This is a genomic window from Rothia aeria, assembly GCF_016726365.1.
GTDB classification, from domain to species: domain Bacteria; phylum Actinomycetota; class Actinomycetes; order Actinomycetales; family Micrococcaceae; genus Rothia; species Rothia aeria.
Window position 1 is genome coordinate 654,028 of sequence record NZ_CP068102.1, and the last position, 18,658, is coordinate 672,685.

Annotated in this window: 13 protein-coding genes and 2 rRNA genes; all 15 read right to left on the reverse strand. The window is 56.9% G+C overall.

The genetic code is table 11. From position 1 onward, the window contains the following. Positions 1 to 10: 10 nt before the first annotated feature. The 15 genes from scpB to I6I94_RS02780 all read right to left on the reverse strand — a co-directional run bounded on the left by scpB (position 11) and on the right by I6I94_RS02780 (position 18,635). The gene (scpB, locus tag I6I94_RS02710) at positions 11 to 928 is read right to left on the reverse strand and encodes an SMC-Scp complex subunit ScpB (RefSeq protein WP_126926546.1); all 918 of its coding nucleotides are present in this window, start codon (positions 926 to 928) and stop codon (positions 11 to 13) included. Further along, on the reverse strand, positions 925 to 1,890 hold the full coding sequence (locus I6I94_RS02715) for a segregation and condensation protein A (protein WP_126926547.1): 966 nt from the start codon (positions 1,888 to 1,890) through the stop codon (positions 925 to 927). Before I6I94_RS02715 ends, scpB begins: the two co-directional genes overlap by 4 nt. Before the next feature lie 255 nt (positions 1,891 to 2,145). Beyond that, positions 2,146 to 3,006, reverse strand: coding sequence for a ParA family protein (locus tag I6I94_RS02720; RefSeq protein WP_006887854.1), 861 nt, complete (start codon positions 3,004 to 3,006; stop codon positions 2,146 to 2,148). A 137-nt stretch (positions 3,007 to 3,143) separates the two neighbouring features. Further along, on the reverse strand, positions 3,144 to 4,604 hold the full coding sequence (locus tag I6I94_RS02725; protein ID WP_126926548.1) for a cation:dicarboxylate symporter family transporter: 1,461 nt from the start codon (positions 4,602 to 4,604) through the stop codon (positions 3,144 to 3,146). A gap of 316 nt (positions 4,605 to 4,920) precedes the next feature. Next, entirely contained in the window at positions 4,921 to 6,069 is a 1,149-nt protein-coding gene (locus I6I94_RS02730; RefSeq protein ID WP_126926549.1) for a site-specific tyrosine recombinase XerD, read from the reverse strand. Between the two features lie 21 nt (positions 6,070 to 6,090). Beyond that, complete coding sequence (locus I6I94_RS02735) at positions 6,091 to 6,801, reverse strand: NUDIX domain-containing protein (RefSeq protein ID WP_023133375.1); 711 nt, start codon at positions 6,799 to 6,801, stop codon at positions 6,091 to 6,093. A 188-nt stretch (positions 6,802 to 6,989) separates the two neighbouring features. Next, entirely contained in the window at positions 6,990 to 8,684 is a 1,695-nt protein-coding gene (locus I6I94_RS02740; protein ID WP_128087615.1) for a CTP synthase, read from the reverse strand. A gap of 122 nt (positions 8,685 to 8,806) precedes the next feature. Then, complete coding sequence (gene recN / locus I6I94_RS02745; RefSeq protein ID WP_201620849.1) at positions 8,807 to 10,513, reverse strand: DNA repair protein RecN; 1,707 nt, start codon at positions 10,511 to 10,513, stop codon at positions 8,807 to 8,809. Between the two features lie 80 nt (positions 10,514 to 10,593). Beyond that, on the reverse strand, positions 10,594 to 11,514 hold the full coding sequence (locus tag I6I94_RS02750) for an NAD kinase (RefSeq protein WP_006887855.1): 921 nt from the start codon (positions 11,512 to 11,514) through the stop codon (positions 10,594 to 10,596). A 112-nt stretch (positions 11,515 to 11,626) separates the two neighbouring features. Continuing rightward, entirely contained in the window at positions 11,627 to 12,364 is a 738-nt protein-coding gene (locus I6I94_RS02755) for a TlyA family RNA methyltransferase (protein ID WP_128087614.1), read from the reverse strand. 5 nt (positions 12,365 to 12,369) lie between these two features. After that, complete coding sequence (locus I6I94_RS02760; protein ID WP_236588908.1) at positions 12,370 to 12,561, reverse strand: GTPase; 192 nt, start codon at positions 12,559 to 12,561, stop codon at positions 12,370 to 12,372. Then, entirely contained in the window at positions 12,558 to 13,622 is a 1,065-nt protein-coding gene (locus I6I94_RS02765) for an HAD-IIA family hydrolase (RefSeq protein ID WP_128087613.1), read from the reverse strand. Before I6I94_RS02765 ends, I6I94_RS02760 begins: the two co-directional genes overlap by 4 nt. 95 nt (positions 13,623 to 13,717) lie before the next feature. Then, entirely contained in the window at positions 13,718 to 14,986 is a 1,269-nt protein-coding gene (locus I6I94_RS02770) for a tetratricopeptide repeat protein (protein ID WP_236588909.1), read from the reverse strand. A gap of 337 nt (positions 14,987 to 15,323) precedes the next feature. Then, a 5S ribosomal RNA gene (rrf, locus tag I6I94_RS02775) occupies positions 15,324 to 15,441 on the reverse strand. A 96-nt stretch (positions 15,442 to 15,537) separates the two neighbouring features. Continuing rightward, positions 15,538 to 18,635 (reverse strand): 23S ribosomal RNA (locus tag I6I94_RS02780). Positions 18,636 to 18,658 lie beyond the last annotated feature (23 nt).

Sequence of the window (18,658 nt, forward strand, 5' to 3'; positions counted from 1 at the left end):
TTATAAGTATCTACGCATCATCTGCCAAAAGTGCCGCCTCCGTATCATCCGGCAAAAACGGGGCAAGCTCCGGCAGCTCATCCAACGAGTCCAACCCCAGTTTCGCCAGCAGAAGCTCAGTCGTCTCATACAGGGCCGCCCCTGTACCTTCTTCCTTACCAGCCTCACGCACCAACTGGCGGTGCACCAGCTGCCGCACCGCGGCATCAGCATTCACGCCGCGCACCGCTGCAACACGAGCCCGGGTAACCGGCTGCTGATACGCGATCACAGCCAACGTCTCAAACGCCGATTTGCTCAATGTGGCGCTCTGGCTGCGGGTCACAAACCGGGCCACCCAGGGCGCAAAATCGGCACGAGAGTACAAACGCCAGCCGCCCCCTACCCGGCGCAGTTCAAAACCTCTCGGCTCCCGAGAAGGCCCATCATCACCGTAGTCTGATTCGTCCCCGTTATATTCACGGTACAGTTCGTCTAAGGCAGCCTCCACCGCCCGCTCATTCACGATCAGCGCAGCCGATAGCTCACGCACACTCACCGGGGCGTCAGCGACCGCTAAGACAGCCTCAATCGCTGCTTTCACCCCGCCCGGTATACGCTCCACGCGGGAAAACTCGTCCTCAGCATCAACAGCAGCAGCACCCATGGTTCGGCCGCTGGGGCGCCGGGGCGCTCGCTGCCCTGACGGGGTCTTGTTTGCGTCCTTATCGGGGAGGCTAGATACTGTAAGCCCTTTGCTCTGGGGCGGTGTCTCCACAGTGTTGTTGGGTTCTGGTGCGTCAGCACCGCTCGCTGTGCCTTCTTGCTCGATGTCCGGCGCTATTTCCGTATCGGATCCGGGGTCCCAATACCCAAGGTTCACAATATTCAGGTCTGATTCGGTAAATTCGTCCTCAAAACGGTTACCGCCGGTGGCGCTAGTGTTCATGCTTCCCCTTTCCCAGGGTGTGCCTGCAGCTCAGGCGCCGCTACGGCGGGTACGGTCTCGCTGCCTGCCATTGTAGAGTCGGCCGGGTCGTGGGGCACAAAATCGCGGGACAATGCGGTTGTGCTCACCGAAATCTCTCCCAGAGGCGCGTCCTGGTTGAGGGTCACCGCCCCCTCTTTATAGAGTTCCAGTAATGCCAAAAAACGCACTACTGCCGTCTCAAGCTCACCGGCCCCGCGCACAAGCTCGCTGAACCGCACCGACCGTACCGCAGGTGCACCCGCTAGGAGCGCATCTAAAATAGTGCGTTCCTCAGCGGCTATAGTGGTGGTGGAAACGTGCAGGTGTTCGTTGAGTTCTTCAACAATTACCTCTGGCTCCGGTTCAGCGGGACGAGTTTTAGGTGCGAACGCCGCCGCAGCGATACGTGCGAATTCCTCGGGCCCTTCCTCAAACACAAGCTCCGGAAGTGCCTTCGCAAAAACCGGCTCTAGGGCCACGGTGCGGGCAAACCGCTGATTTTCCGCCTGCCAGCGTGCAGCAAAAATAGCGGCAACTTCACGGTAGGCGCGGTACTGCAGGAGCCGTGCAAACAGCAAGTCACGGGCCTCTACAAGTGCAACATCCTGTTGCAGCGGATCATTATGGTGCGGCAGCAGACGAGCAGCCTTTAACTCAAGCAGTGTTGCGGCAGTTACCATAAAGTCACTCGCCTCATCCAGCGCCTCGGCGGTGCCATGCTCGTAGAGGGCATGCAGGTAGGCGATGAACTCGTCGGTAACTTCAGCGAGCGCGATATCTGTAATATCGAGTTTACGGCGCGATATGAGGGTCAACAGCAGATCAAAGGGGCCCTCAAAATTAGTGAGTGTGAGAGTGAACCCGGCACCTGGCACCGGGGGTGTAGGGCTGTTTGGCCCAGTCGGTGTCGGTACCCTCTCGGCAGCGACGGTTTCGGTCATGGGTGACCTATGCTCCATTCTTGGATGCTTCAAAATACTTAGGGCAGGTGCACGCCACCTGTAACTACAGGGGCAAACCTAACGTCACATATTTTACCGGGTCCAGCGGAGGCTAAACAACACGGCACTGCGGCAGGCGGCCCCAGCCTCAACAGCGGTCCGCCGGTACCCCGGTGAAAACGCGGACGCCGTACCCGGTGCAGTCCCGCACCGTGCTACAGCATCCGCGTACGTATTGGGGAAACACATCCAGGGCTAGGGTGCGCCGCCCTTATAGATCAGCTCACGCGCCACCTGCCGGTACGCCTGTGCGCCTGGGTGGTTGGTGGCGTAGTTCAGGATCGGCTCAAATGAGACGGTCGCATCCGGGAATTTAACGGTGCGTTTAATGACGGTGTCGAACACCTTATCGCCGAATGCGTCGATAATGCGTGCCAGTACCTCTTTGGAGTGGGTGGTGCGTGCATCAAACATGGTGGCAAGTACGCCAACAATGTCCAGGTCGGGGTTGAGCCTATCCTGCACTTTCTGGATTGAGTCGTTCAGCAACGCGACAGCACGCAGGGCGAAAAACTCGCAGATGAGGGGAATAATCACGCCGTCGGAGGCGGTGAGAGCGTTCACAGTAAGCAGTCCCAGGGAAGGCTGGCAGTCAATGAGGATTACGTCGTACTCGTCGCGAACTTTACGGAGCGCAGAGGCCAGCACCTGCTCACGAGCCACCTCGTTCACCAGCAGCACCTCAGCTGCGGACAAGTCAATATTCGCCGGGAGCAGGTCTACGTTCTCAACACCGGTGCCTTGGATGACGTCTTTAATGTCTACCTTGCGGTCCATCATGACGTTATAGACGGTCAAGTCCAGCTCGTGCGGGTTCGCACCGAATCCCGCAGAGAGCGCGCCCTGCGGGTCAAAATCCACGAGTAAAACTTTACGCCCGCATTCAGCAAGGGCCGCGCCAAGATTAATGGTTGAGGTGGTCTTGCCCACCCCACCCTTCTGGTTCACCATCGAGATGATGCGCGCGGGACCGTGCTGTTGTATGGGCGCGGGGTCGGGGTATTCGCGGAGGGGGCGGCCGGTGGGCCCGAGTTCTTGTTCCGGTGCTTCAGTCAACTATGTCACCTTCGTGTGCGAAATTTACTGTTGATTATAAGGTTACAGTATTTGCCCCGTATCCCAGAGCCTAAACGTGAGGTGGAACTCAGGGGTACGGGGCGGTTGAGGTTGAACGGATGCGTTCAAACTCTCTGCTACTGCCCAGAGTCGATATGCGTGCGCGGTTTTATGTTCTCGGGCGGCACAACGGGAATCTGTTTGGTTGGCGATTTCTGAGCCACCGCATCATCCACGTACTGGTCGCCGTGTAAGGCATCCCCCATGGTGTTCTCATCAAAGGGAAGTTCGCCTTTTAGGACGGAACGCACCCTGTCCATGTCGATCTCTTTAACGGCTTTACCCATGAGCACAGTTGCCACAGCGTTGCCGGTAAAGTTCGTAACGGCGCGCGCCTCAGACATGAAACGGTCAATACCCACAATCAGCCCCACACCGTTCACAAGGTCAGGGCGGTGCGACTGCAGACCACCAGCCAGGGTAGCGATACCCGCACCCGAGACCCCAGCGGCGCCCTTTGAAGCAATAATCATGAAAACCAACAGAGAAAGCTGCTCACCCAACGCCAGTGGGGTGCCCATCGCCTCAGCCACGAATAGTGCACTCATGGTCAGGTAGATAGCGGTACCGTCCAGGTTAAAGGAGTACCCGGTGGGCACAACCACACCCACTACGGGTTTTGAGACGCCAAGGTGCTCCATTTTAGCGATCAGCCGCGGCAAAGCCGCCTCGGAAGAGGAAGTGGAGAAGATTAGCAGGTATTCCCGCGCCAAATATTTCAGCAGGCTAAAAATGTTCACCCCTGCGAACAGTTTAAGGATGCTGCCCAGCACCACCACGACAAATAGGATGCAGGTGATATAGAAAGCGGCCATGAGCACGAACATGGACGAGATTGCCTGCAGCCCGGTGGACCCAACAACCGCTGCAATAGCACCCAACGCCCCCAGCGGTGCCAGCCACATAATCATCATGAGCAGGCGGAACACCAGCGCTTGGCAGTAGGTGAGGAATTTTAGGATGGGCTGGCCGACCGGGCCCATTTTCTGCAGCGCAAAACCCATCAGCAGAGCCACAAACAGGGTCTGCAGAATGTTGTCGTTTGTCAGTGCAGAAAGCAGGGAGGTGGGGATAATGCCCAGCAGAAAGCTCACGGTATCTCCCCCGCCATGGCTCCCGCTGCTGTTGTTGGGGAGGGTGTATTTAGTGGTGGCAGGGTCGTAGTGCAGGGCGCTGCCGGGCTCAATAATATTGCCAACCACTAGACCAATACCGAGCGCAAAGGTGCTCATGAGCACAAAATACAGCAGTGCCATACCGCCCACTTTCCCCACGGTCGCAGCTTTTGCGATGGAGCCGACCCCGAGGACGATGGTGCAGAAAATGACGGGGGCGATCATCATTTTAATGAGCGCGATAAACCCGGTACCGATGGGCGCCAGACCTTTAGCGAAGCCCGGCGCGGTCAGCCCCAGCACGCAGCCGATAATGACGGCAGCAATCACCGAGAGGTACAGCATGTGGGTGGGGTCTTTATAGAACGGCTTCTTTTCTACCGTTTTTTTGGGTGATGAGTTGTGGGCTGATGCCGTGCTCATAACATGTATCCCTTCCGTTCGGAGCACGCACGATACTGTGCGTCTGCACCGCCTGAGATAGCCTTTAATCTCATGAACGGCCACGCTCTGGGATAGTTGCGGTTGGGCGCGGCCGATTCGGCGATAGTCACGATACTACCGGGCCACCCTAGTGGGTTTGGTGGGTTTTACACGGAGAAACACATTTTTTACATTTTTGTAACACGAAGAATAAATATTACACATGATTTTGCGCACCGCAGAATCTTTCGGTAGCCTTGCGCGCGAACCGGCGCAGCGGATGGGTACAGTGCACCAAGGCGCACGCATACATTTCCTACCGTGTGGGGTAGTTGGCTCGCGGATGCGCCATCCGGTACACCTCCATCATCCCCTCGGGGCTCACCCTGGTATACACCTGGGTGGTGGCAATAGAAGCGTGGCCCAAAAGTTCCTGCACCACCCGAATATCGGCCCCGCCCTGCAGCAGGTGTGTAGCAAAAGAATGCCGCATTGAGTGAGGCGAAAAATCCTGGGTTAGCCCCGCCTGCTCGGCGGCGCTTTTAAGAATCAGCCACGCACCCTGCCGACCCAGGCGGCTACCGCGCCCATTGAGGAATAGCGCGGCGGTACCTTTACCATGTGCGGCAAATACGGGGCGGGCACGCACCAGATAGTTCTGAAGGGCCCGCTGCGCATACGACCCCACCGGAACCAGCCGCTCTTTCCCCCCTTTACCGAATAGCCGCACATACCCGGGTAGAGTAACAGTTTCACCGTGCTCATCGGTGGTGCTCTCCCCCAGGTGCACATCGTCTATATCAGCGGCTAGCATCTCACTGACGCGCGCACCCGTGGCATACAAAAATTCCAAGATCGCCCGGTCCCGCAAACCGGTAGGGGTCTCCAGGGACGGAACCGCAAGAAGCCGCTGCATCTGCTCAACAGTGACAGCCTTAGGTAACCGTTTGACGTTTTTGGGAGGCTTCACCGCCGCCGCCGGGTCGGTGTCAGTGGTGCGGGAACTATGCCAGAAAGCGTGCGCGCCCCGCACCGCTGCCATAGTGCGGGCAATAGAGTTAGGACCCAGCGGAACTGGCAGAATTTGCCCCGCTGGTGCACTGAGCGAATTGTGCGGCGGGGGCGCAGCAGATGCTTTATCACCCGCATAAATCGTTGCGGCAAGGGCATCATGAGCGTCCTGCTCAGCGGCTTTACGGTCTTGCGCTGTCTGCGGCTCGGGCAGTGGAACGGTGGGGTTAGCGAGTTCCCGCATAAACGCACGCACATCAGCGGTGCGGATGCGCTCGGGAGCGATAATACCGCGCGTGGCAAGGTACGCACTGTAGCGGCGCAAATCGCGCGTGTATGAAAGTATCGTATTGTCGCTGCTGCCTTTTTCAACACGTAAATAGGTAAGGTACTGTTCTACACCAGCCTGCAGTGGGGTGGGCCGGGTGTGGCTGCGGGAAGAGCGCCCAGTCACAGGAGACACCATCGCACAGTTTTAGTGAACATTCCGGTACCGGGTGCGCCGCCCGCCCAGATAAGGGTGAAAATCCCAGCTATCGGTGGCCGAGCGCAGGTTGGCAAACCCCACCTGGGATGCAACGTAAGCCGCCATAATCGCCTGGTTCGCTAACCCGTTATGGATGTGCCCTGCCAGCACCAGCTGTACGGCAGCGTCAAGAGGAACCCACCGGTAGGTGATCTCGGCTTCTTCTTCCCCGCGCGGGATGCGTTGCCCTTCTGGAATGCGGCGCAGACCCCGCGCCAGGTAGATTCGGCCCGCCTCGTCGGCCCCACCCGGGGTGGTGTAGTAGTCGATAAGAGTGTGCCAGGTCTTAGCTTCTAAGTCGGCTTCCTCTGCAAGCTCACGTTGGGCCGCCGCCAGTGGGTCTTCCCCCTCAATGTCGAGAAGCCCAGCGGGTACCTCCCACAGGTTCATGCGCACCGGGTGGCGGTACTGGTTAAGCAGCAGAATACGGTCGTGTTCATCAAGGGTGGCCACGGCAACAGCACCCGGCATACCCACAACGTCGCGGGTCAGTTCCGGCCCGTGGGGACTCAGCAAGTATTTTTCAACGGTCACATCGAGCACATGCCCGCAGTATTTATGTTCGCGGGAGGTAACTTCCCGCAAAGAGGGAGTGTCAACAATATCTGCGTATTCTGGGTTAAGCGATGATGCCGCCGGTTTGGTGCTCATATCCCCCATTCTAACGTGGATTCCAGGCGGGTACCCGGTGCAGCGTCAGGGCACAGACAGCCGGAGGTTTTAGCGAATGACACTGAACATCCCTGCATCACACGCCCATCACAGTTATCCGCACCAGACCGGCACGAGGCGGAGCCTTCACCAAAGTATGTAACAGGCCCCGCCTCGTGGTGTTGCTGCCTTAGCCGTTACATATCGCGTTGTGCCAGTGCCGCCTCAATAAGGCCCGCAAAGAGCGGGTGCGGGCGGGTCGGGCGGGAACGGTATTCGGGGTGCGCCTGAGTCGCCACATAGTAGGGGTGCGTCTCGGCGGGCAGTTCCACATACTCCACCAGTGAGGAGTCGGGTGAGGTGCCCGAGATCCTCAGCCCCGCGTCTTCAAGCCGTCCACGGTACTCATTGTTTACCTCATAGCGGTGGCGGTGCCGCTCAGCGACCTCAGTAGCACCGTACGCCTTAGCAACCTGAGAGCCGGGAACCAGGTTCGCAGGGTACAGGCCCAGACGCATGGTACCGCCAAGATCCCCAGCACCGTGCACGAACTGTTTCTGCTCCTCAATGGTGGCGATCACCGGCTCGGTGGTGTCCGGGTCAAACTCAGTCGAGGAGGCCTCAGATAGCCCAAGCACATTACGCGCATACTCGATCACCATAGATTGCAGCCCCAGGCAGATTCCTAGCGTGGGAATTTTATGCTCACGAGCGTATTTGAGCGCACCGATCTTGCCGTCAAGGCCGCGGATGCCAAACCCACCGGGCACCAGGATAGCGTCCATGTCACCCAAGTGCTTTTCGGCGTCCTCATCGGTGGAGCACAAATCTGCCGCCACCCAGTTAATCTTGACCTTCACATTATTGGCGAAGCCGCCAGCGCGCAGGGCCTCAGAGACGGAAAGGTAGGCATCGGGCAGGTCAATATATTTGCCAACGAGCGCGACCTTCACATCAGTATTAGGGTTGTGCACGGCGCCTAACACACGATCCCACTGGGTGAAATCGGGGTCGGGGGCCTCAAGCCCAAAGTAATCAAGGATATAGTCGTCCAGCTTCTGCCCGTGCAGAGTTTTGGGGATATCGTAGATGCTCGGCGCGTCGGGGCACGAAATGACGGCGTCCACATCCACGTCGCAGGCGTTACCGATCTTCGCCCGGTGTGAGGCTGGCACGTCACGCTCGCAGCGGAGAATCAGCCCGTCGGGTTGAATCCCCAAACCCCGCAGAGAGGCGACTGAATGCTGGGTGGGCTTGGTTTTAAGCTCGCCAGATGGACCAATAAACGGCACCAGGGAGACGTGCAGGAAAAACACGTTCTGACGCCCCACATCGCGGCGCACCTGCCGCGCGGCTTCCATAAATGGCAGGGACTCAATATCACCAACGGTACCGCCGATTTCGGTAATAATAATGTCCGGGGCGTTATCAATCTCGGCAGCGTAACGCATACGCGCCTTAATCTCGTTGGTGATGTGTGGAATCACCTGCACCGTATCACCCAAGTATTCGCCGCGGCGTTCTTTGGCGATCACCGACGAGTACACCTGACCGGTAGTCACGTTCGCGGACTGGTCAAGGTTCTCGTCCAGGAAACGCTCGTAGTGCCCGATGTCGAGGTCGGTTTCCGCCCCATCATCAGTCACGAATACCTCACCGTGCTGGAACGGGTTCATGGTTCCGGGGTCAACGTTTAGGTAGGGGTCGAACTTCTGCATAGTCACAGAAAGACCGCGTGAGCGCAGAAGCTGCCCCAGAGAAGATGCTGAAAGGCCTTTGCCTAGAGAAGACGCAACACCGCCGGTTACGAAGATTTGACGGGTTACTTTGCCGTTGGAAGACGCGCCGGATGCGCTCATATTTTCATTCACCACGGAATTCAAGCTTACCATTTTCTTCTTTCTTATCCAATAGGGCGCAGTGTAATAACCCGCCAAGAATACCCACACAACCGCCAAAATACTGGGTGGTCAAACGCCGCCTGCCGAACCTACTATGGGTGCATGGTTCTTCTTTACAGCTGACCACCAGCGTGCAATAGTTCGCGGGCGTGCTCTTGAGCCGCCTCCGATTGGTCGTGTCCGGCGAGCATCCGGGCAAGTTCAACTACCCTCTGCTCATCGGTGAGCACCTGCACTTTTGAGAGCGAAGCATCATCGTTTTTGAGCACCAGAATATGCTGGTCAGCGAACGCAGCCACCTGCGGCAGGTGGGTTACCACCAGCACCTGCACGTGTTGGGCGAGCATCGCAAGGCGCCTGCCGATTTCAATGGCCGCTTTACCGCCCACCCCGGAGTCCACCTCATCAAAGATGAAGGTGGGTACAGGGTCCACCTCAGCCAGCACCACCTCAAGGGCCAGCATCACGCGGGAAAGCTCACCACCGGAGGCACCTTTACCCAGCGGACGCGGGGCTGCATTTTTGTGCGGGGCAAGCATGAAGGTGACGGTGTCCTTACCGTAGGGTGAGAACTTCTCTGCCTCGGAAACTTCCACGATGAGGGAGGCGTTGGGCATGGCGAGTGCAGTAAGTTCTTCGCTGACAGCCTCGGCCAGTGTTCGGGCGGCGCCCCGGCGGGCTTCCAGAAGCGTCTGCGACTGTTCCCCAAGCTTCTGGCGTAAAGTGACCAGCTCGGCTTCTAAGTTTTCTTGACGGGTGGGGTCGTCGATAAGAGTATTCAGGCGGGCGCGGGATGCCTGCGCCCAGTCAAGTACCTCGGTAATATCTGCACCGTATTTTCGGGTGAGGTTTTTCAGCTGCGCCAGGCGGTTCTGCACGTGTGCAAGCCGTTCAGGGCTTTCTCCGTCGAGGGAGGCCGTGTAAGAGGCGAGATCAGATGAAATGTCGGTGCTAAGGATCAGCACTTCGTTCAAACGGTGAGCGAGTGAGGCCAATTCTTCGTCGGCCTCGGCTTGGTGCTGCAGGGCCCCTCGGGCAGTATCAAGCAGACCCAGCACGTTCGTCTCGTCCCCTTCAGTGTATTCGCTGCCTGCCAGCGCCCCCGAAGCCGTGGCGGCGGCGATACGCAGCGCCTCAACATTCATGAGCTTAAGACTTTCAGCTTTAAGCGCGGTATCTTCACCCTCCTGCGGGTCCACACTATCGATTTCCTCGAGCGCCCCGCGCAGAGTTTGTGCCTCCAAGGCGCGGGCGCGAGAGTTTTCGCGTACTTCTTTAAGCTCGGCAGCGGCAGCGCGGTAACGGTCATAGGTGGTGCGGTACTCCCCCAGCAGACGTGTGAGGGCCTCGCCTGCATACGAGTCGAGGGCGTGCCGTTGAGCGGCAGCGGATTTGAGGCGCAGCTGGTCGGATTGTCCGTGCACCGCAACAAGGGTGTGCCCAATATCTGCAAGGGTGCCGATAGGGGCGGAGCACCCACCAATATGGGCACGGGAACGCCCCGAAGCGTTCACGGTGCGCGCCAGCAGCAGCTCGCTTTGCTCACCGTCAAGTTCTTCTACCGACCCACCGGCATCCTGCGCGAGAGTAAGGGCCGGGTGGTTATGGGGAAGGCGCACCACAGCCTCTGCGAGGGCACTCTTAGCGCCGCTGCGCACACTAGAGGCGTCGCTTCGGGCGCCGAGAAGCATCCCAAGAGCGGTCACAACCATCGTTTTACCGGCCCCTGTCTCACCTGTAAGTACTGACAGCCCGGGCTGTAGGGGCAGGCGCGCATCGGTGATAACGCCCAAGTCACGAATATGGATTTCTTCAATCACGCAAGGTCCTCATCTACTCAGGTTCTGGGATTCACCGTGGTATTCCGGCGCTGGGTGCAACAGTAAAAATAGCGAGGGGTTTAGCTTTGATGCTGGGGGCCACGCCAGCCGCGGATAGGCAGCTCAAATTTACGGACAATCCGTTCAGAGAACGGAGCCGGGTGAATACGGGCCAGCAGCACCGGTTTCTCTGATTTGCGTACCTCAATCCGCGAGCCGGGGCGTAAATCCACGGTACGGCGCCCATCGCACCACAGCACCCCGGATGCGCCGTTACCAGGCATCATCTCGACTGCAACCATTGAGGTGGGGGCCGCGACGAGTGGCCTGGCGAATAGGGCGTGTGCTGAAAGCGGCACCATGAGTATTGCTTCTACCTCCGGCCAGACAACAGGTCCGCCCCCCGAGAATGCGTACGCGGTGGAACCGGTGGGGGTGCCCATTACCACCCCGTCACATCCGAAGGTGCTCAGGGGTTTTCGGTCCACTTCAATGATGACTTCGATCATTTTTTCGCGGTTGCCTTTTTCGACGCTGACCTCGTTTAACGCCCAGTCGGTGTGCACCCGTTTGCTCTCATGCCAGACTTCAACCTCGATCGCCATGCGCTCTTCAACGGTGTACTCTCCGCTTACGATACGCTCAACGGTCTCCCCTAGGTCGCTTTCTTCAGATTCTGCGAGGAATCCCACGTGTCCGAGATTCACCCCGACCAGCGGAATAGTGGTGCGGCGTACCATCTCTGCCGCACGCAGAATCGACCCGTCACCCCCAAGCACTACCCCCAGCTCAATATCAATGAGCGGTACGCTTTCGTGTACCACTTGCACGGGCACGGGATCCGCCCAGTTTTCGGTAAGGGTCTCAAGATCTGAACGGTTCATGACCGGGGTGAGCCCCGCACGATACAGCTGTGTGCACGCTTGGCGGGCAGCCTCACGTGCCTCTTTACGTCCGGTGTGGGCGAACACCAGGATTTTACGGCTTTCTGCCTCTGCCATGTACATCCCTTTCAGATATTTTGCCCTGCGCGGTATCTTTCCTAAGTCTACCCGAAAAAATAATAATACGAATACAAATTCTAGAAAATTTTTTCGATAAGAGTTGTTGTTTTTAGCGCATCGGTTTGGTGCACCACAGAAAGTATTCTTTATTTCCATCCTGCCCGGGTAACGGGCTCGGGGAGGTGGCACGCACCGTTAAACCGCACTCGCGCGCCGAGTTCTGCACAACCTGCACAGCCTCCGCACGGGCCTGCGCGTCGACTACTACCCCGCCCTTACCGATACGGTGTTTTCCTACCTCAAATTGGGGTTTCACCATTAGCAGCAGGTCTCCGCCGGGTACTGTTGCCTCCGCTAAGGGGCGCATGACGAGAGTGAGGGAAATAAACGACAGGTCTCCAACTGTCACATCAACCTGCCCGCCAATATCAGCAGGCTTCAGGTAGCGCACGTTCAGCCCTTCATAGACGCTTACCCGTGCGTCATCCCGCAGCTGCTGCACCAGCTGATTATGGCCCACATCTACTGCGGCAACGTGAGCAGCGCCGGCGCGTAAGAGTACATCAGTGAATCCACCGGTTGAGGCCCCTGCATCTAAGCAGCGTTTACCGCTCACCTGCACCTGCGGGAATGCATTCAGGGCCCCCGCCAGTTTGTGCCCCGCCCGGCTTACATATTCAGTGAGTTCGCTACGATGCACCTGCACGTTATCGCCTGGTGTCACGTCCAGGGATGCTTTACGAACAGGTTTACCGTTGAGGCTCACAGCACCGGCAGCAATAAGTTTTGCAGCAAGTGTGCGGGAGGTTGCTAGCCCGTTGTGGGCGAGGTACTTGTCTAACCGCACGCTGCTCAGCTTTCGAGTTCAGCGGTGAGTTTTTCCACGAGTTTCCCATAGGCGTTAATGCGTTCCAAAGGATCTAGGGCGAGTGCTGCGGCCAGCTTCTCTTCGAAGGCTTCATACTCCGCGCGTTCCTCATCACTCAACAGTGTTTCAGGGCCGTTTTCTAGGGTTAGTTCAGCACCGGTGCTTTTTTCGCTCATGAGGCTCCCTCGGAACCGCTCGCATTGGGTAACCCGTGTACTTCGGGCATCCCTCCCCGATCGGGATGGGCAGCCCACCACGCGGCACATGCTACACGCCAGGCTTCTGCTTCATCGTCGCTTCCAGCAAAGTTTTTATGCGCAGCAGTCGTGCTGAATCCTTCAGGGGCCGTGAGCTGAATGTGTTCTCCACGAACATTTGCCTGCCAGCGGGGGCCGTAGGCTGCGGTCTCGTACCCTTCAAACACCACCTCAATATTCGGGTAGGGAGCAAAGAAGTCGTCAAGGGTGCGCAGGATGTAGACTGGCCGCTGGTCAGGTACAGCTGCAATCACATCGGCGTAGGTTTGTACCCCGGTGAGTACTATCGCCCCGTGCATACCGGCGCGGTTCGCGCCCAGAATATCGGTATCAAGCCGGTCGCCGACCACCACTGGTTTCTGAGCTTTAACCGATGCGGCCGCTGTTTCAAAAATTGCTGCCTCAGGCTTACCCGCCACCTGTGGAGTACGTCCTGTAGCGGTCGCTACAGCAGCGACGAGAGTCCCGTTTCCGGGCGCTTGGCCGCGTTCTTTGGGGATGGTTTTATCGGTATTAGTCGCCACCCATAGCACCTGTTCGTCGACAAGAGTGTAGGATGCCTCTGCCAGATCTTCCCAGATGAGGCGTGGGTTGAATCCTTGAACAACCGCTACCGGGTTTTCGTGCTGTGACCGTACGGGGGTGAGCCCGGCCTCCCGCACACAGTTGGCGAGGGCGTCTGTGCCTGTCACGAGCACATTCGCCCCTGCGGGTAGCTGCTGCGCGAGAAGAGCTGCACTAGCTTGAGCGGAGCTGACCACACGGTCGGCACGGGTTTTCACGCCTAATTCGCGTAGGTGTTCAGCGACTGAGTCCACAGAACGGGATGCATTATTAGTCACGAATACCACGGGGGTACCGCTGTCTTCGGCACGGTTGAGCGCTTCGGTGGCGCCGGGTATGGCGAAAGGACCAGCGTACACCACGCCGTCTAGGTCAGATAGCAGCGCGTCGTAGCCGCTGAGCAGGGTTTCACTCATGGTGCACCTTTCAGGGGTTTCCCTCCGGAGTACTGTAGGCGGGTTGGGGATAGGTTCTACAGCTATTTTGCAGGGTTAGTTGAAGAGCCGGTTTCTTACTGAGGTTCCGTTTGTTGCTGTGCTCGCACAGAGTTGAGGGTATCCTGGTTGGTCTTTACCTTGTTCTCCGCAGATTCCGCAACGTCAATGATGCTGTCTTCTTCGGACTCCTCGTCCGCAACATTTGGGGCATTCTCCCCATGCAGCTCATCAGTACTAGCCTCTGTTTCTTTTACACCGGTATTTTCTGAGGTAGTTTTCGCTTCCTCTTGTTCGGAAAGATCAGCGGTTTCTACACTATCTGGTTGTTCGTCAGTTGCGGGGTTTTCTTCGGGTTCCAGAAGATCCGATTCCCCATAGATGTCGAAAATTTCGGGTTCGGCATAGTCGCCTTGTCCCAGAGCTGCTTCAGCCATGTGGGCCAGTCGTTCCCACCGCTGTGCTTCCTGTTTTTTCCCTGCATTAGCGAGGGCAGCCGCATAAGCAGTGAATAGGCGGGGGCTATAGTGATAGGCACGTTTAGGGTCAAGCTGAGGGATACGTAATACAGCAATGGCCTGAGATTTTTTGCCTTGATCGATGTAGATGCCCGATTCGACGATTGCCAATTCCACCCGTACCGCTGTTGGTAGGTCTTCGCGTTGTGCTTCGTTAAGCATTTCAAGTGCTTTAGGGAGCCTATTCAGAGCGCGTTCGCAGTCGACCAGCAGTGCAAGATGCTCATTGGATCCGCTGATTCGCCGGTGGGTGCGCAGCTCCCGCAGCGCGGTCTCGTACTCTTCGGCCACATATGCAGTAACACCCACGGCTTCGCGTACTGCGGCGATGCGCCCAGCGCTCCGTGAGGCTGCAATAGCGTGCTCAAGGGCGAACTGAGGGTCAATATCGAGGTAGCGCCCGGCCATAACAAGGTGCTTTGCCACAGTTTCGGCGTTACGAGGTTCTAGGGCTCGCAGCTGGCGGTTGGTGGCCCCATCTAGTTCCCGCCCAGTAACATCATTATCAATTTCAGGGGCTTTCGCTTTTGAGGGCCGGTACCCTGCGCGCCCTCCAATAGTGCGCACATCTTCTTGAGGCATGTCTTCTGAACTGTGCTGCCTGCGAGTGCTGGAACGCTGGCTTGATTGGTGATTTCGGTTGAATTTTTTATCGCCGCGGCCGGAGGCTCCATTACGATCGTATCCCTTACCATCCCGGCGGTTGTCTTTAAACCCTTTACCTTTGTAGCCACCTTTTTTACCGCGTGATTTTTCAGTACGGTTACCTTTGTACATGGGACGATTATCGCCAGATGCGTTGGATGTGCGGCGGGGTTTCTCAGACATGAAGCTCCTTGGGGCGGGATACGCCATTTCAGGGTTATAGGCGCACTATTACTCCGTTATAGTCTATTACAGACTGGGTGAATGTGCACCTGAGGTCCCATAAGGTGAATACTTCTTCGAGATATACCCCGTCAACAACCTACTCGGGCTGCCTAGTGCATAGTATGGTTCAAGCACTGAACAACAAAAATGCTCTGGCTTTTTTTGTGTAGACCCCCAAACACCCCCACACACGCAGCACACCCCCACTAAAACCAAAACCCCACACACGCACCCCCCTTAGGGGCACAAAAAAAGAGAGGGCCCCCACACAGGGGACCCCCACTCACAAAAAAAATTGCGGCAGCCATCTACTCTCCCACACCCACCAAGATGCAGTACCATCAACACCACAGGGCTTAGCAACCAGGTTCGAAAAGGAGACTGAGCGTTTCCCCCCGGCTATCACCACCGCAAAACCACACAACAACACCTTCACGGGGATTACCCCCGTAAAGAATGGTTTGTTGCCTCAAAACTGTACAGTGAACACAAACACACAAAAATGACTATATTGTAAGCCTTCGGTCTATTAGTACCAGTCAACTCCACACCTTACAGCGCTTCCATACCCGGCCTATCAACCCCGTCATCTACAGGGAACCTCACACACCCAAAAGGTGCCAGGAGAACTCATCACGAAACAAGCTTCCCGCTTAGATGCTTTCAGCGGTTATCCCTCCCGAACGTAGCCAATCAGCCATGCACCTGGCGGTACAACTGACATACCAGAGGTTCGTCCGTCCCGGTCCTCTCGTACTAAGGACAGCCTTTCTCAATTCTCCAACGCACGCAGCGGATAGGGACCGAACTGTCTCACGACGTTCTGAACCCAGCTCGCGTACCGCTTTAATGGGCGAACAGCCCAACCCTTGGGACCGACTCCAGCCCCAGGATGCGACGAGCCGACATCGAGGTGCCAAACCATGCCGTCGATATGGACTCTTGGGCAAGATCAGCCTGTTATCCCCGAGGTACCTTTTATCCGTTGAGCGACAGCGCTTCCACACGCCACTGCCGGATCACTAGTCCCTGCTTTCGCACCTGCTCGAGCCGCCACTCTCACAGTCAAGCTCCCTTGTGCACTTACACTCAACACCTGATTGCCAACCAGGCTGAGGGAACCTTTGGGCGCCTCCGTTACACTTTAGGAGGCAACCGCCCCAGTTAAACTACCCATCAGGCACTGTCCCTGAACCAGATCATGGCCCGAAGTTAGACGCTCAGATTGACCAGAGTGGTATTTCAACAACGACTCCACCACCACTAGCGTAGCGGCTTCACAGTCTCCCACCTATCCTACACAAGCCAACCCAAACACCAATACCAAACTATAGTAAAGGTCACGGGGTCTTTCCGTCCTGCTGCGCGAAACGAGCATCTTTACTCGTACTGCAATTTCACCGAGTTCATGGTTGAGACAGTAGGGAAGTCGTTACTCCATTCGTGCAGGTCGGAACTTACCCGACAAGGAATTTCGCTACCTTAGGATGGTTATAGTTACCACCGCCGTTTACTGGGGCTTAAATTCGCAGCTTCGCCCCCAAAAGGGCTAACCACTCCTCTTAACCTTCCAGCACCGGGCAGGAGTCAGTCCGTATACCTCGTCTTACGACTTCGCACGGACCTGTGTTTTTGATAAACAGTCGCTTCCCCCTGGTCTCTGCGACCCCTACACGCTCCCCACCGCACGGGCAGATCACGCTCAGGGCCCCCCTTCTCCCGAAGTTACGGGGGCATTTTGCCGAGTTCCTTAACCATGATTCTCTCGATCGCCTTAGTATTCTCTACCTGATCACCTGTGTCGGTTTCGGGTACGGGCAGCTCAAACCTCACGCCGATGCTTTTCTCGACAGCATAGGATCACCAAATCCCCCAACAACGGGGTCCCATCACGTCTCAGACACACAGCTGGCGCATTTAACAACCAACCATCCTACACGCTTAGACCACGACAACCACCGCGTGGCTTGGCTACCTTCCTGCGTCACACCTGTTAACACGCTTACCTCCAAAGCCTGGGTCCCACACACCCCACAACACACCACCCAAAAGAGCAGCACACTGTGTTCGGCATGGTTAGCATCACAATATCAGTATGGACGGTTCTTCACTGGTACGGGAATATCAACCCGTTATCCATCGACTACGCCTGTCGGCCTCGCCTTAGGCCCCGACTAACCCAGGGCAGATTAACTTGACCCTGGAACCCTTGATCATCCGGCGCACGGGTTTCTCACCCGTGATTCGCTACTCATGCCTGCATTCTCACTCCCACACAATCCACCACACACTCCCGTGGCAGCTTCACCTCATGCAGGACGCTCCCCTACCCAACCAGCCACAAGGACTGATTGCCATAACTTCGGCGGTGTACTTGAGCCCCGCTACATTATCGGCGCAGAATCACTTGACCAGTGAGCTATTACGCACTCTTTCAAGGATGGCTGCTTCTAAGCCAACCTCCTGGTTGTCTCAGCAACTCCACATCCTTTCCCACTTAGCACACGCTTAGGGGCCTTAGTTGATGGTCTGGGCTGTTTCCCTCTCGACAATGAAGCTTATCCCCCACTGTCTCACTGCTACACTCTCACTTACCGGCATTCGGAGTTTAGCTAACGTCAGTAACCCTCGCGGGCCCATCAGCCATCCAGTCGCTCTACCTCCGGCAAGAAACATGCAACGCTGCACCTAAATGCATTTCGGGGAGAACCAGCTATCACAGAGTTTGATTGGCCTTTCACCCCTATCCACAGCTCATCCCCCCAGTTTTCAACCTAGGTGGGTTCGGTCCTCCACACGCTCTTACACGTGCTTCAACCTGGCCATGGATAGATCACTCCGCTTCGGGTCTAGATCCTGCCACTACAACGCCCTATTCAGACTCGCTTTCGCTACGACTACCCCACACGGGTTAACCTCGCGACAAAACACTAACTCGCAGGCTCATTCTTCAAAAGGCACGCCACCACCCCACACAACGGGGGCTATAACGGCTTGTAAGCACACGGTTTCAGGTACTCTTTCACTCCCCTCCCGGGGTACTTTTCACCATTCCCTCACGGTACTGATCCACTATCGGTCACTAGAAAGTATTTAGACTTACCAGGTGGTCCTGGCAGATTCACACGAGATTCCACGAGCCCCGTGCTACTCGGGACAAACGCCACGCGGTCAGAACAATTTCAGCTACGGGACTCTCACCCACTCCGGTCGGCCTTCCCAGACCATTCACCTACCATCCTGAACATCACGCCAACAGCCGGTCAGAACTGCCACGACGCCTCCCACAACCCCCATGATGCAACCCCCGACCGGTATCACACACCACAGGTTTAGTCTCTTCCGCTTTCGCTCGCCACTACTAACAGAATCATTATTATTTTCTCTTCCTGCGGGTACTGAGATGTTTCACTTCCCCGCGTTCCCCCCAACTGGCCTATACATTCAACCAGCGGTCACTCACCATAACAATGAGCAAGGTTTCCCCATTCGGACATCCTCGGATCAACGCCCAGTTATCGGCTCCCCGAGGCTTATCGCAGATTCACACGTCCTTCATCGGCTTCTAGTGCCAAGGCATCCACCGTGTGCCCTTAACAACTTACAAACAATCAAAGAAAAAATCACAGA

Coding starts and splice junctions, on each gene's coding strand:
- scpB (WP_126926546.1), bottom strand. CDS start 928: ATGAACACTAGCGCCACCGGCGGTAACCGTTTTGAGGACGAATTTACC.
- I6I94_RS02715 (WP_126926547.1), bottom strand. CDS start 1,890: ATGACCGAAACCGTCGCTGCCGAGAGGGTACCGACACCGACTGGGCCA.
- I6I94_RS02725 (WP_126926548.1), bottom strand. CDS start 4,604: ATGAGCACGGCATCAGCCCACAACTCATCACCCAAAAAAACGGTAGAA.
- I6I94_RS02735 (WP_023133375.1), bottom strand. CDS start 6,801: ATGGGGGATATGAGCACCAAACCGGCGGCATCATCGCTTAACCCAGAA.
- I6I94_RS02740 (WP_128087615.1), bottom strand. CDS start 8,684: ATGGTAAGCTTGAATTCCGTGGTGAATGAAAATATGAGCGCATCCGGC.
- I6I94_RS02750 (WP_006887855.1), bottom strand. CDS start 11,514: ATGGCAGAGGCAGAAAGCCGTAAAATCCTGGTGTTCGCCCACACCGGA.
- I6I94_RS02760 (WP_236588908.1), bottom strand. CDS start 12,561: ATGAGCGAAAAAAGCACCGGTGCTGAACTAACCCTAGAAAACGGCCCT.
- I6I94_RS02765 (WP_128087613.1), bottom strand. CDS start 13,622: ATGAGTGAAACCCTGCTCAGCGGCTACGACGCGCTGCTATCTGACCTA.
- I6I94_RS02770 (WP_236588909.1), bottom strand. CDS start 14,986: ATGTCTGAGAAACCCCGCCGCACATCCAACGCATCTGGCGATAATCGT.